This is a genomic window from Antrihabitans auranticaus (assembly GCF_016481275.1).
Classification (GTDB): Bacteria; Actinomycetota; Actinomycetes; order Mycobacteriales; family Mycobacteriaceae; genus Antrihabitans.
This window is the reverse complement of the sequence record NZ_JAEMNW010000003.1, coordinates 302,920-318,250: the sequence shown is the minus strand read 5'-3', so window position 1 is coordinate 318,250 and position 15,331 is coordinate 302,920. Positions and strand designations below refer to the sequence as shown.

General features: G+C 65.0%; 12 protein-coding genes, 1 tRNA gene and 1 other RNA gene. 7 read left to right on the top strand and 7 right to left on the bottom strand.

Features of this window, described 5'->3' with window-relative positions; translation table 11 throughout:
* The first annotated feature begins 80 nt into the window (after nucleotides 1-80).
* Entirely contained in the window at nucleotides 81-302 is a 222-nt protein-coding gene (locus tag JGU72_RS15790) for a hypothetical protein (protein WP_199684910.1), read from the top strand.
* Nucleotides 299-2,263, top strand: a complete 1,965-nt coding sequence (locus tag JGU72_RS15785; protein WP_199684909.1) for a hypothetical protein — start codon at nucleotides 299-301, stop codon at nucleotides 2,261-2,263. The genes JGU72_RS15790 and JGU72_RS15785 overlap by 4 nt, the downstream gene beginning before the upstream one ends.
* On the opposite strand, the gene JGU72_RS15780 is transcribed toward JGU72_RS15785, so the two are convergent.
* Nucleotides 2,235-3,389, bottom strand: coding sequence for a DUF2218 domain-containing protein (locus JGU72_RS15780; protein WP_199684908.1), 1,155 nt, complete (start codon nucleotides 3,387-3,389; stop codon nucleotides 2,235-2,237). The genes JGU72_RS15785 and JGU72_RS15780 overlap by 29 nt on opposite strands.
* Before the next feature lie 694 nt (nucleotides 3,390-4,083).
* Nucleotides 4,084-4,171 (bottom strand) — tRNA-Ser (locus JGU72_RS15775).
* A 373-nt stretch (nucleotides 4,172-4,544) separates the two neighbouring features.
* Here JGU72_RS15775 and ffs point away from each other — a divergent pair.
* Both ffs and JGU72_RS15765 read left to right on the top strand, forming a co-directional pair.
* Nucleotides 4,545-4,639, top strand: an RNA gene (gene ffs, locus JGU72_RS15770) — signal recognition particle sRNA small type.
* An 81-nt stretch (nucleotides 4,640-4,720) separates the two neighbouring features.
* On the top strand, nucleotides 4,721-6,010 hold the full coding sequence (locus JGU72_RS15765) for an aspartate aminotransferase type Ic (RefSeq protein ID WP_199684907.1): 1,290 nt from the start codon (nucleotides 4,721-4,723) through the stop codon (nucleotides 6,008-6,010).
* On the opposite strand, the gene JGU72_RS15760 is transcribed toward JGU72_RS15765, so the two are convergent.
* Nucleotides 6,007-6,834 carry a methyltransferase domain-containing protein gene (locus tag JGU72_RS15760; protein ID WP_199684906.1) on the bottom strand — a complete coding sequence of 276 codons (828 nt, stop codon included), beginning with the start codon at nucleotides 6,832-6,834 and terminating at the stop codon, nucleotides 6,007-6,009. The genes JGU72_RS15765 and JGU72_RS15760 overlap by 4 nt on opposite strands.
* Before the next feature lie 70 nt (nucleotides 6,835-6,904).
* Here JGU72_RS15760 and JGU72_RS15755 point away from each other — a divergent pair, with 70 nt between their 5' ends.
* The gene (locus JGU72_RS15755) at nucleotides 6,905-7,486 is read left to right on the top strand and encodes an HhH-GPD-type base excision DNA repair protein (RefSeq protein ID WP_199684905.1); all 582 of its coding nucleotides are present in this window, start codon (nucleotides 6,905-6,907) and stop codon (nucleotides 7,484-7,486) included.
* On the opposite strand, the gene JGU72_RS15750 is transcribed toward JGU72_RS15755, so the two are convergent.
* From JGU72_RS15750 to JGU72_RS15740, 3 genes are all read right to left on the bottom strand, one after another.
* The gene (locus JGU72_RS15750) at nucleotides 7,483-8,280 is read right to left on the bottom strand and encodes a thioesterase family protein (protein WP_199684904.1); all 798 of its coding nucleotides are present in this window, start codon (nucleotides 8,278-8,280) and stop codon (nucleotides 7,483-7,485) included. The two genes, JGU72_RS15755 and JGU72_RS15750, sit on opposite strands and share 4 nt — an antisense overlap.
* Complete coding sequence (locus JGU72_RS15745) at nucleotides 8,277-10,550, bottom strand: MMPL family transporter (protein WP_199684903.1); 2,274 nt, start codon at nucleotides 10,548-10,550, stop codon at nucleotides 8,277-8,279. Before JGU72_RS15745 ends, JGU72_RS15750 begins: the two co-directional genes overlap by 4 nt.
* Before the next feature lie 81 nt (nucleotides 10,551-10,631).
* The gene (locus JGU72_RS15740; protein ID WP_199684902.1) at nucleotides 10,632-11,891 is read right to left on the bottom strand and encodes an ammonium transporter; all 1,260 of its coding nucleotides are present in this window, start codon (nucleotides 11,889-11,891) and stop codon (nucleotides 10,632-10,634) included.
* Between the two features lie 321 nt (nucleotides 11,892-12,212).
* Between JGU72_RS15740 and JGU72_RS15735 the strand changes: the two genes are divergently transcribed.
* Both JGU72_RS15735 and JGU72_RS15730 read left to right on the top strand, forming a co-directional pair.
* Entirely contained in the window at nucleotides 12,213-13,100 is an 888-nt protein-coding gene (locus tag JGU72_RS15735; RefSeq protein WP_199684901.1) for a DMT family transporter, read from the top strand.
* Between the two features lie 12 nt (nucleotides 13,101-13,112).
* Nucleotides 13,113-14,225, top strand: a complete 1,113-nt coding sequence (locus JGU72_RS15730; protein WP_199684900.1) for a GNAT family N-acetyltransferase — start codon at nucleotides 13,113-13,115, stop codon at nucleotides 14,223-14,225.
* On the opposite strand, the gene JGU72_RS15725 is transcribed toward JGU72_RS15730, so the two are convergent.
* A complete protein-coding gene (locus JGU72_RS15725; RefSeq protein WP_199684899.1) occupies nucleotides 14,226-15,308 on the bottom strand; it encodes a DUF2855 family protein in 1,083 nt (360 codons plus the stop codon).
* Nucleotides 15,309-15,331 lie beyond the last annotated feature (23 nt).

The following is a 15,331-nucleotide window of genomic DNA, read 5'->3' as shown; positions in this document are numbered from 1 at the left end:
GTTCGCCTGTCGACGTCGCCGTGCGGGCCTACTGTCTGAGCTGCAGCGTCGACGGCGAGACACGCGGAGCAGGAGCGGTAATGAGTGACGGATCCCAGGCCCTGACGAACGAGTTGGGCGGTGCCTTGCCCGCCAAATTCTTGACACTGGGCGAAGACAAGTTGGCGTGGCTCGCGGAGACACTCAAGAACGCCAAGGTCCACCAGCTCGCAGAGCTCGACAAGAGTACCGAGGAGACCATCAACGGTCTGCCGATGATGCTGCGCGGACCGGTTCGGGCGATCATCGGAGGCAAGAAATGACCGATGTCATCGATACCAAGGCCGAGCTGATCAAGCTCGCGCGCGTGCTGGGCGAGGACATCGAGGCGCTGGCATTCCTCGAGCCGATCGGCTGGCAGGAGCTGCGCGAATTCCGCCACATGGTTGCCGACCAGTTCTTCCTCGCGTCCGAATCGAGGCTGAAGAACCTCGCAGCGGCCGCCAAGATGGTGCCGAATGCGGTGATCATCAAGCTCGCGCCGATGTACTTCGAACCTCGGATGGCCGCAGGCGTCGCCAGTCTCGTCGACGAGGAAAAGGCGCTCAAGCTCGTCCCCAAGCTGCCGCCGGACCTCATGGCTGCGACCGTGCCCTATATCGATCCGCGTCGGGTCGGTCCACTCGTTGCGAAGGTGCCGGTCGAGGTCGCCCGGAAACTGGCGCCGATCCTGCTCGGCGCGAAGGAGTACGTGTCCCTCGGCCAGCTCATCGATTACGTGACAGCCGACCAACTGCAGGGTCTGCTGCCCTACATCGACGACGTCTCGCTGCTCAAGATCGCCGAAGTTGCCGAGAACAAGGCGCAGTTCGACGTCATCATGCCGCTGATCGACGACGCCCGGATCGCGCGAATCCTGCAGACCGCCAAGGAAGCCGACCTACTCGACATCGCAATCGAGCTACTCAACGAGGTCAATCTCGACCTTCGTGGGCGGCTGGCCAATATTGCTGCCCAGCAGAGCGATTCAGTTCTCGACGGGCTCGTGCGCGCGGTACACGCGTCGAGTCAGTTCGACATGCTCTTGCCGACGACCGCGTCGATGACACCGCCGAATCTCGTCCGGTTCGCCCAGACGAAGGCGTTCGAAAGCGCCGACGTCATGAACTCTCTTGTGGACACTGCTGTTCGCATGGATCAATGGTCCGCGCTGCTTGCGCTGGTGCCCAACTTGACGACCGCGGGCCTGGACGTCCTCGCTCAGGCGCAGGCGCTGCAGGATCGCGCGGTAGTCGCGAAGGTTGTGGCGAGCGATGCGTTTGCCTCGGCGCTGCCGCTGATTTCCCGAGTGCCCGACGCTGTGCGGGATACGTTCGCCGCAGAGATCGGTTCGCTCGATCCGGCCAGATTCGATTCGGCGGTCAGGAGCGTCCTTGCCGCAGGCCGATTGCCAGACCTCCTGGCACTCGTTCCGCTGCTGCCGAAGGCGCAGCAGGATCGCGTTTCGGCCGTAGCTGCCGATTTCGACCCCGACGAGATGCGCTCCGCGCTGGTGGATGCGAGCGAAAGCGGAGTCCTCCCCGAGATGCTCGGTGTAGCGGCCGGGATGCCGCTCGAAGCTCGCGCGCAGACGTTGGGAATCATCAACGAGAGCGCCGATGACGACGACCTACTCGGTACCGCGCTGGAGCCAGATGAACAGCAGAACCTCTGGAATCAGCTGCTACGGCTCACCGACAACGTCCCGTCGCCGCTGGTCCAGCAACTCTCCGAGCGCGCGGCGTTCCTGCCGCTGGACAACATCTTGCCCTCGGTGCTGAGAGCCGGTGAGCTGACCAACGAGTGGGGCACGAGCTTCGCGATCCTCAGCGGTATTCACGATCGAGCCGAGAAAGAAGGCGTGCCGGTCGAATTCACCATTCCGGCGCGCCTCATGCAGGCAGCCGCCGAGAAGGCGTCGGAGCATCAGAACACCGACAGCCCGCTCTGGTTTGCGAAAGCCCTTCTGGCGCAGTATGCGAAGGACGATGCTGCTGCAAAGGCATTCGACGACACAGCGATTCACGCCTCTGCCGCGGTGAAAGGTGCAGCAGAGGGAGTCGTGCAGATCTCGATGGGAGTACTCGGGGACGGTGTGCAACCGATCAAGTCGCTTACCGGAAAGTCGGTCGCGGAGGCAGTGAGCAATGCTGCCGGTGTGGCAGGCGGTCTTGCGTCGTCCTTGTTCGGAAGGGCGAAAGCGGCAGGCAAGGCGGTCAGCGAGAAGGCGAAGGACCCCAACTGATCGAGATCTCGTGACGGTGGGCAAATCGTTCCAAGTGCCTGCTGACGACGTCCTGGATCTGAGCTAGTCGATCGCCCGTGGCGGCTTCGGCTTCGAGCCGTAGTCCGGCTTCGGTGTCGGTCGCCAGTGCGAAGCCGTCGCCGAAACGGAAGGTAGACGTCGTCGGTCCCGACGTCGTATCGATGCGATGGCCGAGGTGGTCGGTGAGTTGTTTGCGCCAGCGCGACGGTTTCTCGATTGCGGCGTCTGCTGCCTCGGCGTGCGCGAACAGTCCGGCGAGTGCCTCGGGTTGCGCGTCGAGGTATTGCTCGAGGGACGTAGGTGGGTGGCCGGTCACTGTTTCGACGGTGTCCGAGACTGTGCCGAGTTCCCCCGTGGCGATGGCCTCGTACGAGCTGACCCAGCCCTCGACCATCCACTGCGGTGCGCCGTAGTGTGCCCGGCTTGCGAACGCTTCGTCTCGGGTTTGGGGTTCGTAGGTGATGGTGCGGCCGGTTCGGGCGGTTAGGGTCCGCGCGACGTCGTTGAGCGAAAGTGCTTGTGGCCCAGTGATATCCCGCGTCTCGTTGGCCAGCAGTTCGTCATTGGACAGCACGGCTGCCGCAACGTCCGCGATGTCCTCGTGCGAGACGGGAGCGAACCTGCCCTCGCCGGCGGGTCCGCGAATGACCCCGTCCGCACGATCGACCAACGCCGGCACGTAGGCGAGGTAATTGTTGTCGCGCAGGATCGTGTGCGCGATGCCGGTGCTCTTCAGGTGTTGCTCGGTGTGCCAGTGATCGCGCGCGAAAGTGAACGTCGCATCCGGCGCTGCGCCCTGGAAAGAGATGTACACAATGCGCTCGACGCCTGCGGCGATTGCCGCATCGATGGCAGTGATGTGGTCGGCGACGCGAGTGTCGCTTTCCGTCGCCGAAACGAGAAGGAGCGTCGACGCGCCCGACACTGCGGCTTCGAACGCGGCGGCGTCGTCGTAGGTCGCGGCGGCAACAACCGCGTCGCCAATGGGTTGGACCCGCGACGGGTCGCGGGCAACCAGGCGAAGGGTTGCGCCGGAATCCGCGAGTCGCCGAGCCACGAGCGAACCGAGTCGACCGGTCACGCCGGTCACCGCGATGGCAGTCATGGGTCTCCTTTCCCTACCGACCATCTTGCACCCCGTCGACTAGGCGCCGAGCAGGCTTGGGTGTGCATGCGGATCCGTGGTGGTGGCGCCGAGCAGGTGCTTGTCGTGGGGGGTTGTCGGGCGATGTTGAGCCAACGGCCTGTTCGGCCTGCGAACGCACGGTGGTGGCGGTGAGCAGGTGCTTGTCGTGGGGGGTTGTCGGGCGATGTTGAGCCAACGGCCTGTTCGGCCTGCGAACGCGTGGTGGTGGCGGTGAGCAGGTGCTTGTCGTGGGGGGTTGTCGGGCGATGTTGAGCCAACGGCCTGTTCGGTATGCGAATCCGTGGTGGTGGCGGTGGGCAGGTGCTTGTGGTGGGGGTTGTCGGGCGATGTTGAGCCAACGGCCTGTTCGGTATGCGAATCCGTGGTGGTGGCGGTGGGCAGGTGCTTGTGGTGGGGGGTTGTCGGGCGATGTTGAGCCATCCGCCTGTTCGGCCTGCGAACCGCGGTGGTGGCGGTGAGCAGGTGCTTGTGGTGGGGGGTTGTCGGGCGATGTTCGGCCATCCGCCTGTTCGGCCTGCGAACGCGTCACGACGCCGACCCCGGGTTGCGACGCAACCCCGCCCGACCAGTTGTCGCTGATAGCCGGGCGAGCACTAGCCCCGGGACGAGTCGAGCCCCCGACCAAGGCAAGCAGGTCGGGGGCTTGATCGTGTGGCGGAGGATAGGGGATTTGAACCCCTGAGGGCGTTAACCCAACCCGCGTTCCAGGCGAGCGCCATAGGCCACTAGGCGAATCCTCCGTGGGGGAGTCTACTTCACGTTCGGGTGTGGTCCGGATTCGCCTAGTGGCCTATGGCCGCTCTGCTGTTGCGCCGTGGCCGGCGGGGCGAATCTCGGGGGAGTCCATTTCACGTTCGGGTGTGGTCCGGATTCGCCTGGTGGCCTGTGGCCGCTCTGCTGTTGCGCCGTGGCCGGCGGGGCGAATCTCGGGGGAGTCCACTTCACGTTCGGGTGTGGTCCGGATTCGCCTGGTGGCCTGTGGCCGCTCTGCTGTTTGCGTCGTGGCCGGCGGGGCGAATCTCAGCGGGTTCTACTTGACGACCCGCGCTGCCAAAGAATCGCGCCGACCACCACCCATGCGCAACCGTGTCGGCATCCGCCGCTACACTTGCTGACGGATCCCGCGCGGCGCGCATCCTGTGAACTCCCCCAGGGCCGGAAGGCAGCAAGGGTCAACGGGCTCTGCCGGGTGCGCGGGGTCCCCTTAAATTCGCTGCGATCTCCAAGCACGGACCCAGGTAACGTGGCGTGTCGACCCGCCGCAGATTGCCATTGAAAGGTCTCGGAGCATGCCCGCGCAGACACAGTTCGGATTGATGAGTCGTGATGAGCTGGCGGCTGAACACGCTCGCCAGACCGCGAACTACGAGCAGCTCGCTGCGCAGAAACTCGCGCTCGACCTCACCCGTGGGAAGCCGTCGGCGGCGCAACTCGACCTCTCGGCCGGGCTTCTCACATTGCCCGGCGCGGAAGACTTCAAGGCCGCCGACGGAACCGACTGCCGCAACTACGGCGGCCTCAACGGACTGCCGGAATTGCGTGCGATCTTCGGTGAGATTCTCGGCATCCCCGTTGCGAACCTTCTGGCCGCGAACAATGCGAGCTTGGAGCTGATGCACGACACCGTCGTCTTCTCGCTGATGCACGGCACCGTGGATTCGCCGCAGCCGTGGGTGGCCGAGCCTGGTCGCAAGTTCCTCTGTCCGAGCCCCGGCTACGACCGGCACTTCGCAATCACCGAAGCGTTCGGCTTCGAAATGATCGCGATTCCGATGAACGACGACGGTCCGGACGTTCATGCAATCGCCGAACTTGTCGCCAACGATCCGCTCATCAAGGGGATCTGGGCAGTTCCGACGTACTCGAACCCGACCGGCGCGATCTACTCCGCAGAAGTCACCGAAGCGCTGGTGTCGATGCCGACCGCGGCGCCTGATTTCCGGATCTACTGGGACAACGCGTACGCGGTCCACCCGCTCGTCGAAGACGTCGCACCGGCCCATGATGTTCTCGGCATGGCGGCTGCTGCCGGAAATCCGAACCGGCCGCTGGTCTTCGCATCGACGTCGAAGATCACTTTCGCCGGCTCGGGCGTGAGCTTCATCGGCGGCTCCGATGCGAACCTGAAGTGGTACCTGAAGCACGCCGGCAAGAAGAGCATCGGTCCGGACAAGCTCAACCAACTTCGCCACGTGCGTTTCTTCAAGGACGCAGCAGGCGTCCGCGAACACATGGCCAAGCATCGCGAGATCATCGCGCCGAAGTTCGCACTCGTCCGCCGGATTCTCGAGGATCGACTCGGCTCGTCCAAGGTGGCTTCCTGGACCGAGCCGAAGGGCGGTTACTTCATCAGCCTCGATGTCCTCGATGGCACCGCCACGCGCGTCGTGAAGCTCGCGAAGGATGCCGGCGTAGCTCTCACACCCGCGGGCGCAGCATTTCCGTACGGAAAAGACCCGGACGACAAGAACATTCGTCTTGCCCCGACGCTGCCGCCACCCGCTGAGCTCGAGAAGGCGATGGACGCCGTCGCGACGTGTGTCCTGCTCGCCGCGACGGAGAAGCTGCTAGCCGACTAGAGGGCCGACTGAGGCTTGTGGGCAAGCACCGCGAACATCGTCACCGAGCTGTGAAACGTCCCGCGTTCGCCGGCTTCGGAGAGATCGGCGACTAGTCGGTCGCGTTGCTCCGCCGTGATTGCTCCCCGCGTGATGGCCTCTCCCGCAATCATCTGGATCAGAGGTCCAGCGGCGAACTCCGGTGGTTGCAGGAGAGCCTGCGAGCCGATGTCGTCGACGACCATCCCAGCGACACGCAACTGCCCGGCCAACTTGCGTCCGGAGAACGGATTCGCGGTGCGCGAAAGCATCACGTCTGCGATCGCTGCGATGACCTCGGGGTCGCCCGGGTGCACGATCGACGTCGCCCAGTCCGAGTCGATCAGCATCACGCGGCCGCCGGGCTTCACCACCCGGACGATCTCGGCGATCGCCCGCTCCGGATCGACCAGGTGCTGGAGCACCCGTTCGCTGCGAACCACGTCGAACGTGCCGTCGTCGAACGGTAAGGCATAGGCGTCACCTTCGACATAACGCGCCGCCGCCCCCGATTCCGCTGCGCGCCGCTCGGCGACCAGCCGCATGCCAGGGTTGGGATCCACGCCGACCGCATCTCCGGATGGCCCGACGGCGGCTGCGAAAGCTGCCACCTCGCTGCCCGTTCCCGACCCCACATCGAGCGCGTGCTCGCCCGGCGCAGCCGCCAGGGCTGCCTGCGCCCACGCACGCAGGCGCTGGATACCGGGCAGTGCTGCCTGCAGGTCCAGGACCATGACGAGTTGATCGAGGGCGGCCTCGTCGATCTCATCAGAGCGGAACGAGAGCGGAGAAGATGGCTCGGTCATGTCGTCAAGATACGTCTCATGGGAGGATCGAGTTCACTGTCCGAGTGACCATTTTCGATGCGGAGGGACGATGACCGGCACACTGTGTCTCGCGCAAGACGCCGAGGCCGACAAGCTTCTTGCCGAGAACCCGGCTGCCCTGCTCACAGGCATGCTGCTGGATCAGCAGTACCCGATGGAAGCGGCATTCGGCGGGCCGAAGAAGATCGCCGACCGGATGGGTGGCTTCGACGTCTACCGCATCGCAGAGGCAGATCCGGACGAGTTCAAGGCGCTCTGCTCGACACCGCCCGCGATCCACCGCTATCCGGGTTCGATGGCTGGCCGGATCCAGGCTGTGTGCGCGTACCTGATCGAGAAGTACGACGGCAACGCCGCCGGGTTGTGGACCGACGGCGACCCGACCGGGGCAGAGGTACTGAAGCGCCTGAAGTCGTTGCCGGGCTTCGGCGACCAGAAGGCGCGCATCTTCCTGGCACTGCTCGGCAAGCAACTCGGTGTGCCGCTCGCGGGTTGGCGCGACGCGGCGGGCAGCTATGGCGACGAAGGCTCGCGGCGATCGGTTGCCGACGTCGTCGATGCCGAATCCCTCATGCAGGTAAGGGAATTCAAGAAGCAAGCGAAGGCTGCGGCAAAAGCGAGCAGCGCCTAACGTCGTCCTACGAGCAAGGTTTGCGTCGACCTGCCGAGCGGTCCCTGCTCGTCGAAGAGCGCTGACTCGGCCAAGCCGAGGCCGTGTGGCTGCGGATAGGTGGCGGCATCGAGGCACACCCACTCGCCGATTGGTTGGCGGTGCAGGGTGACCGTCAGATCAGTGTTGATGAACAGGTAGCGCGACCAGTCGAGCGTCGCGCTGACGCCGTTGCCCGAATCCGCGGCAGCGAGAGTTCGTTCCAACGGGCTCGGGTCGGTACCTGCCACGATCGGGTACTTCAGCCGAATCCAGCAGACCGCCGGCCCCGGATCGACGAAAGAGCCAGTGATGAAACGGTATTCGATCGCCGTGTGAAACCCGACCGGCTGGACCGACGGGAACGAACTGACCGCCACGGAGTGCTCCGGCCCCGGCCGATTGCCGCGGGGGAGAACCGATTCGTCCAATTCCAGCGTTGGTTCGGCGCGTTTGATTCGCCAGGCATTCGCCTTCAGCACCGGCACACCCGCTGCGGTGATCTTTGCTTCGATCAGTTCGACGCTGCGCCCAGGCCGTGTGACCTGTGCTGTGACGGTCAGCGGCGCAATCGGTACGGGTCCGAGGATTTCGACTGCGACGCGGCCGATCTGGAAGCCTTCACGCGGTTCGCAACGCTCGATGACGTGCCCGAGCAGCGCGGAAGGGGGACCGCCGTGCTGTGCATCGGGCGACCATGGGCCGCGCGTGATGTCGGTCGATTCGAACCGAGACGGGTCGGTCGGATCGGGTAGGTAGAAGGCGGTCGGAGTCACGTGGTCAATCTATGCCGAGCGTCGACGAAACCCACCGGGTGCGCCGGTGATTCCTCGCTCTCCTCCAAACCGATTCGCTTGTGCAAGGCGACGAGGGGCTTGGGGGCCCACCAGTTGAAGCGGCCGAGCAACTGCATGAGCGCAGGCACAAGGATGCCGCGGATGAGCGTCGCGTCGGCGAGGACGGTAAGGGTCATGCCGAGGCCGCACAGCTGTACGAACGAGATTTTGGACGTCACCATCGCTGAGAAGACGATGGCCATCAAGGCCGCCGCCGCGGTGATTATTCGGCCGGTGCGCCCGAGTCCGAGTGCGACGGCGCGAGTGTTGTCAGCGGTCGTCTTGCCGGAGCGCAGCCATTCCTCCCGAATTCGGGAAAGCAGAAATACCTCGTAGTCCATGGACATTCCGAATGCCAGACAGAACATCAGGATCGGCATCGTCGGGATCAGGAACCCGGTTGCCGTGAAGTCGAGCGTCTCCGAGAAGTGGCCTTCCTGGAAGATCCACACCATCGCGCCGAACGCAGCCGAGAGCGAGAGCATGTTCAAGATGAGGGCCTTGACCGGAAGCACGACGCTGCCCGTGAAGAGGAAGAGCAAAATCAGGGTGGCAATTCCCAGCAGCGCAAACGCCAGTGGGAGTTTGGCGCCGAGCGCATCGAGCGCGTCTTCGTTGATCGCCGCGGCCCCGGTGAACAGTGCAGGCGCTGGACTTTCGACGGCGCGCAACGTGTCGATCTGGGTGGCGCCCCGTGCGGAGAACGGGTCGATTGACGTGCCGATGCTGAGAAAGGTCCCCTGCGGGCCGATGAGGCCCGGGGGCGCCGGGAAAATTCGTCCGTCGGGGAAGTACACCCCTGCGGCCGAGGCAACCTGCGTCACGCCGGGCACCTGCACCAACCGCTCGGCATAGTCCGCAAGACCTGCCGCGTCACCGTCGTAACCAGGCAGGATCGCAACTGCTGTCGCAGACACGTCCTGGTCGAATTCGGACCGCAGAATGTCGCCGACCTGCCGGCTCGCTGCGTTGGACGCGTTGACGCGATCGTCGGGTGAGCCGAAATTCGCATTGAGGAACGGCGCGCCGAGGAACAGCAGAAATATGACGACTGCGACCAGAACGAGCGGTGCACGCCGCATGACAACAACGGCGAAGCGATACCAGAGAGTGTCCTCGGGCGCCTGCGGCAGCGGCGCCTCACGCTTGAACAGCCGACGCAGCCAGACTCGAATGTCCCACGCATTGACCTTGTTGCCGAGCAAGATCAGGGCTGCGGGCAGTACGAGAATCGAGGCGATGGCCGCGGCGCAAACCACAGCGAGACCGGCGTAAGCGAACGACTTGAGGAAGTACTGCGGGAAGACGGCCATCGCCGCGAGCGACAGAGCGACCGTCAGCGCCGAGAACAACACGGTGCGGCCCGCCGTCTGGACCGCGCGGATCACGGCAGCTTCCGGCGTGAGACCACGATCGAGTTCCTCGCGGTAGCGGCTCACGATGAAGAGGCTGTAATCGATCGCCAACGCCAGGCCGAGTGCCGAGGTCATGTTCAGCGAGAAGATCGATACGTCCGTGACCAGCGTCAGCGCGCGCAGTATCGCGAGGGTCGAGACAATTGCGAACAGGCCGACGAGCACGGGAAGTACCGCGGCCACGACACTGCCGAACACCCAGATCAACAAGAGCAACGTCAGCGGGATCGCGATGGCTTCCGCGATCGCGAGATCCTTTGTGATCTGCTGATTCATCTCGTTGAAGCTGATGGTGAATCCGCCGGCTCGCACCGTCACGTCGTCGAACGTGCCGGTGATCTTCTCGGCGACCCGCTCCGCGCGGACAGGCGCATCGGTGTCGTCGCCCGCGACCCGCGCGGTGATGATCGCGTTCTTACCGTCCGTGCTCAGCAGCGTCGCCGCGACGTCGCGAGGAGAGCCCGGCGGAAGATCCCAGTACGACTCGATCGCGCTGACATCGGGTTCCTTGCGCAATTCTTCGACGACGTGAGCGCCGACTGCCCGTGCAGCGGTGCTGTCGGCGCTGACGGGATCGGTGATCAACAGAACGAGGTTCGGTTCGCCGGTGTGGAAGTCGGCCGCGAGGAGGTCCGAGGCGATCGTCGATTCCGAATCCGGTGCGACGAACCCACCGGACTTCAGATGTGACGCCGCCGACCAGCCGAACAGGATGGCCAGAATTGTCGCCAGCAACGCTCCCGCCAACACCGTGCGAGGACGGTTGATCGCCAACCGCGCTGCACGATCGAGCATTGACGATCCCCCAGCTTCCGGCTTGGTGACGCGAACCCAGCCGCGATAGCGTAGCGTGCGCCGACCGATCGGCGTAGCGAACTATTTGGTGCCGGGTCGCTTGTGCTGCTGGCCGTGCACACCCTCCGAGTACGCGGTTTCTGCGTGCTGCGCGAAGTCGATTCCGCCGGTCTCGTCTTCCGCCGTGATCCGGAATCCGATCGTCGTGTCGATGATCTTTCCGATCGCGAACGAGACGGCGAAAGCGAACAGTGCGACGACCGGAATGGCCAGAGTCTGCTTGCCCAACTGAGTGAGTCCGCCGCCGAAGAAGAGGCCCTCGGGACCGCCAGAGACAACTTCCGCGGCGAGCAGGCCGATCAGGAACGTGCCGACGACGCCGCCGACGAAGTGGACACCGACGACATCGAGCGAGTCGTCGTAGCCTGCTTTGAATTTCCAGCCGACGGCGAACGAGCAGACGACGCCTGCAGTCGCGCCGACGATCAGGGCGCCGACCGGGGAAACGTAACCGCACGAGGGCGTAATGGCGACCAGACCTGCGACGACGCCGGACGCGGCACCGAACGTGGTCGGCCGGCCGTCGCGAATTTGCTCGACCGCGAGCCAGCCGAGCATGCCGAGGCAACCGGCGACGAGGGTGTTGAGGAAGACGACCGCAGCCTTACCGTCAGCAGTCAGCGCCGAGCCTGCGTTGAAGCCGAACCAGCCGAACCAGAGCAGGCCGACACCGAGCAGAACGAATGGCAGGTTGTGGGGTCGCATCGCCTCGGACTTGAAGCCGATGCGGGGGCCGAGCACAAGGGCAAGCGCCAGCGCAGACGATCCGGAAACGATTTCGACGACCAGACCACCCGCGTAGTCGATGGTGCCGAACTTCGCGAGCCAGCCGTCCGGACCCCAAACCCAGTGGGCCACAGGTGCGTACACAAGGAGGGTCCAGACGGGTACGAAGACCATCCACGACGAGAACTTCGCCCGGTCGGCGATGGCGCCACTGATGAGTGCGGCGGTGATGATCGCGAAGGTGAGCTGGAAGGTTGCGAACAGGAGCTCGGGGACGTTGGACCGGACCGTTGTCGGGTCGATTCCCGACAGTCCGAAGTGATCGAGGTTGCCGATCAGACCGCCGCCGGCGTCGTCGCTGAACGCAAGGGTGTAACCGGCGAGCAACCACGCAACCGTGACCAGCGGGATCGAGATAAAGCTCATCATGATCATGTTGAGCACGCCCGTCGAGCGCACCATGCCGCCGTAGAAAATTGCGAGACCGGGCGTCATCAACAACACGAGTGCGGTGCTTGCGAGCAGCCAAGCTGTCGCGGCTGGATCGATCTGCACGTCGGTCTCCTTCTTCGGCGAAAGCTCGGACGAGAATATGGCCCGTGTGCGGACGGGTTGCACGCGGGTTACCGAAGCCTCAGCCCGCGAGCGTGACGGCCGAAAACCGCTGGGGATCCGTCGGTGCGTGACCGTAGGCTGGCTTGGTCGTCGAAATCGGTCGATTCACAGACCGCGGCCGAGGGGGAGTCTCATGTCCGATCCGCCGAGTGAGCGTGGATGGCGGGATCGGTTGGCTGTCTTCCGCACCCCATGGGTGAAGGATTTGCCCCGGAATCCGGGGGTTTTGCTTCAGTTTCGCCCGAATGCCCGGCAGCGGCGATGACTGCCGTCGTTTCTCCTGCAGTCCGACAGGATTGGCGCGCGCTGGCAGCGATTTCTACGACGGTCGTCGCGTGGGCTTCGGCGTTCGTGGCGATTCGGTGGCTGGCAGGTGCTTTCGACGCGGTTGCCCTGTCGCTCGGCCGTCTACTGGTCGGCAGCGCACTGCTGGGCGCCGCCTTGCTGTGGCGAGGTCGGTGGGTGGCACCGACCGCCCGCGAATGGCGGTTGCTGGTCCTGTGCGGGCTGGCGTGGTTCGGCGTGTACAACATCGCGCTCAATGCCGGTGAGCAGCGGATCGACGCCGGAACAGCAGCCATGCTGGTCAACATCGGACCGATACTCATCGCGGTGTTCGCGGGCCTGTTTCTCGGCGAAGGCTTTCCGAAATGGCTGGTCATCGGAGTGGGCGTTGCCTTCGCGGGTGCCGCGACGATCGGCCTGTCGACCTCCCAGAGCCCGCAGGCCGACGTCTGGGGCGTGCTGCTCTGCCTTGTCGCGGCGCTGACCTACGCAATCGGAGTGCTTGCCCAGAAGCCTGTGCTGGGTCGGTTGCCCGCATTGCAAGTGACGTGGATCGCCTGCACGATCGGCGCTGTCGCCTGCCTGCCGGCGACACCCGACCTCGTCGACCAGCTGGGCAACGCGACCGGCGGTGAGGTCGGGGCGCTGGTCTATCTCGGCGCGGTGCCGACGGCCTTGGCGTTCGGTACCTGGGCCTATGCCCTCGCGCGAACGAACGCGGGGCGGCTCGGCGTGACGACATATTTGTCGCCGCCCATCGTCGGACTACTGGCGTGGGTGCTGCTCGGCGACGTCCCGCCATTACTGGCGATAGTCGGCGGTGTGATCTGTCTGTGCGGTGTGGCGTTGTCGCGGCGTCGCTGAGGAGAGGAACCAATGCTGCCGTTCGAACTGCGTGGTCCGGGCTTCATCCTGGCTGTGCCGACGATCGACGACGTCGACCGCATCACCGAACTCTGCCAGGACCCCGAAATACTGCGATGGATCACAGCCATCGATCCGCCGTACACGCGGACTCATGCAGTCGAGTTCGTCACGCAAATCGCGCCGGAACTATGGGCATCTGGGCGCGAGTTGATCTGGGCGATAAGGGATCCGGTCGATCGCCGGATGGCTGGAGTCATCGGGCTGCGACCGGGCAACGGGAAGGCCGAGGTCGGATTCTGGCTGGGCCGGGAGGCACGCGGAGCCGGGCTGATGTCTCGGGCGGTGCGGCTGGTCGCCGAGTATGCGTTCGATCCGGCGGGCCTCGGCGTGACTCACCTCGGGTGGAAAGCAATGGTTGGCAACTGGGCTTCGCGCCGGGTCGCCTGGGCCACGGGGTTCACGTTCGAGGGCACTTCGCGGGGCGACCTTGTGAAGAGCGGCGAACGTCGTGACGCCTGGACCGCAACGTTGTGTGCCGGTGAACCGATGGCGCCGAATTCTGTGTGGTTCGACGTGCCGGTGCTCGAGGGTCAGCGAATCATGTTGCGACCGTTCGAAGATTCGGACGTGGACGCAGTGGCGGAGGCGTGCGGCGATCCGTTGTCGCAGCACTGGCTCAACGGTCTGCCGAGGCCGTACACGCGCGAGCACGCTGCGAACTTTCTCCATCGCCGACGCGAACACGCTGCGTCGGGAACGGCCGTCCATTGGGCCGCCGCAGTGCCCGCAGGCGGTCCGGCGCTCGGCTCGTTCTCGCTCATGAACTTCGGTGCGCGGGATGGAGGTGCCGAGGTCGGCTACTGGGTACATCCTGCGGCCCGTGGGAAGAGCGTTGCGTCCGAAGCGGTTTCGTTGCTCGTCGGACATGCCTTCGCGCCGATCACGCATGGCGGCCTCGGGTTGCGGCGGCTCGTCGTCGCGCATGCCGATGGCAACCACGCGTCCCGGAAGGTCATCGAGCGCACCGGCTTTGCATCGATGGGCCGCGAGCGCAGGGGAGACACGATCGGTGACGGCTCGATCGTCGACCTGCTCTGGTACGACCGGCTTCCGGCCCGCTGATCACCAGGCCGCGACGATGCTCGCCGCGCCGAGGCTGGTCCCTCCCGCCAGGCCGGTCCAGGCGTCGACGACTGCCGCCGGAGAGGTGACGCGGACCAGTTGGGCGGATTCCGCAAACACTTCGATGAACGCCGTTTGCGCCGAACCCATGGCCTCGAAGAGGGCTTGTTTACCGAGTTCGCGGGTCCGGAGTTCGAGTTGGGACGGTGCGAAGAACATCTCGGGCGTTGGCCCGGGGAGGTCGGCCTGGCCTGTGAAACCTGCCGGATCTTGCCAGTGCGTCGCGCCGACGATCATCGACCACACCAGTTCCGGGCCGAATCGTTCGTGGACCGATCGGCGGATCGCCGCACTTCCCGCGATGTCCACAAATGTCACGGGCGTCGCGACCGGTGCTGTCGCAAAGTCGTCGTATGTGAGCACCTCGTCGTAGCCATCCAGTCCAGCAACATATTCCGCGTTTCGGCTCGACGTCAGGCCGATGATCCGAGGTCGGTCGGGGAGTGTGCTGAGACACCATGCGGTGGCTGCCGCGGTCTTCGCCGAGGCGCTAGAGATGAGCACGCTCGACGCTCCGCGATACCCCTCGTGCGCGAGTGCGTCGGCGATCAGCCAGGCGGTGCCGAACAGCGGCCGCAGCAGGCACTCGACTTCCTCGCGCTGCGCGTTCTCGGTGCCCGCGGGGAGGTAGGCGTTGTAGAGGGCGGGAAGGTCGCGCCGGTGTTCGGTCGTATCGATGAGCCGTGAGCCACGCCGACCGGTTGGCGCGATCGTCGCGAAGGTCGACATCGGCCAGTAGCCGTAGAGCCGATCACCGACCGCTGCGGAATCGCTCGCCGACGCCACGACCTCGGCAAATCCCCACACCGGTACACGTCCCCAGCCTTCCGGACCCGGGAAGAACTTCCAGTACCCGAGCTCGTATCCAGCCGCGGCGTAAGTGACGTTGTTCGCGGTGAGTGCGAAGCGCTGCACGCGGAGCAGAGCTTCGCCGTCGCGGGGCTCCGGCACCTCCACTTCACGAAACTCGGCAGCTTGCGGATCGTCAAGGCGGACAAGTACATCGATTCCCGAGTAGGTCACGTCGACGACGCTACCGCCGAGGA

Excerpts from the sequence above, each read along its gene's own strand:
- JGU72_RS15790 (WP_199684910.1), top strand. The coding sequence starts at position 81 with ATGAGTGACGGATCCCAGGCCCTGACGAACGAGTTGGGCGGTGCCTTG.
- JGU72_RS15735 (WP_199684901.1), top strand. The coding sequence starts at position 12,213 with ATGACTGCCGTCGTTTCTCCTGCAGTCCGACAGGATTGGCGCGCGCTG.
- JGU72_RS15745 (WP_199684903.1), bottom strand. The coding sequence starts at position 10,550 with ATGCTCGATCGTGCAGCGCGGTTGGCGATCAACCGTCCTCGCACGGTG.
- JGU72_RS15780 (WP_199684908.1), bottom strand. The coding sequence starts at position 3,389 with ATGACTGCCATCGCGGTGACCGGCGTGACCGGTCGACTCGGTTCGCTC.
- JGU72_RS15785 (WP_199684909.1), top strand. The coding sequence starts at position 299 with ATGACCGATGTCATCGATACCAAGGCCGAGCTGATCAAGCTCGCGCGC.
- JGU72_RS15730 (WP_199684900.1), top strand. The coding sequence starts at position 13,113 with ATGCTGCCGTTCGAACTGCGTGGTCCGGGCTTCATCCTGGCTGTGCCG.
- JGU72_RS15760 (WP_199684906.1), bottom strand. The coding sequence starts at position 6,834 with ATGACCGAGCCATCTTCTCCGCTCTCGTTCCGCTCTGATGAGATCGAC.
- JGU72_RS15765 (WP_199684907.1), top strand. The coding sequence starts at position 4,721 with ATGCCCGCGCAGACACAGTTCGGATTGATGAGTCGTGATGAGCTGGCG.
- JGU72_RS15755 (WP_199684905.1), top strand. The coding sequence starts at position 6,905 with ATGACCGGCACACTGTGTCTCGCGCAAGACGCCGAGGCCGACAAGCTT.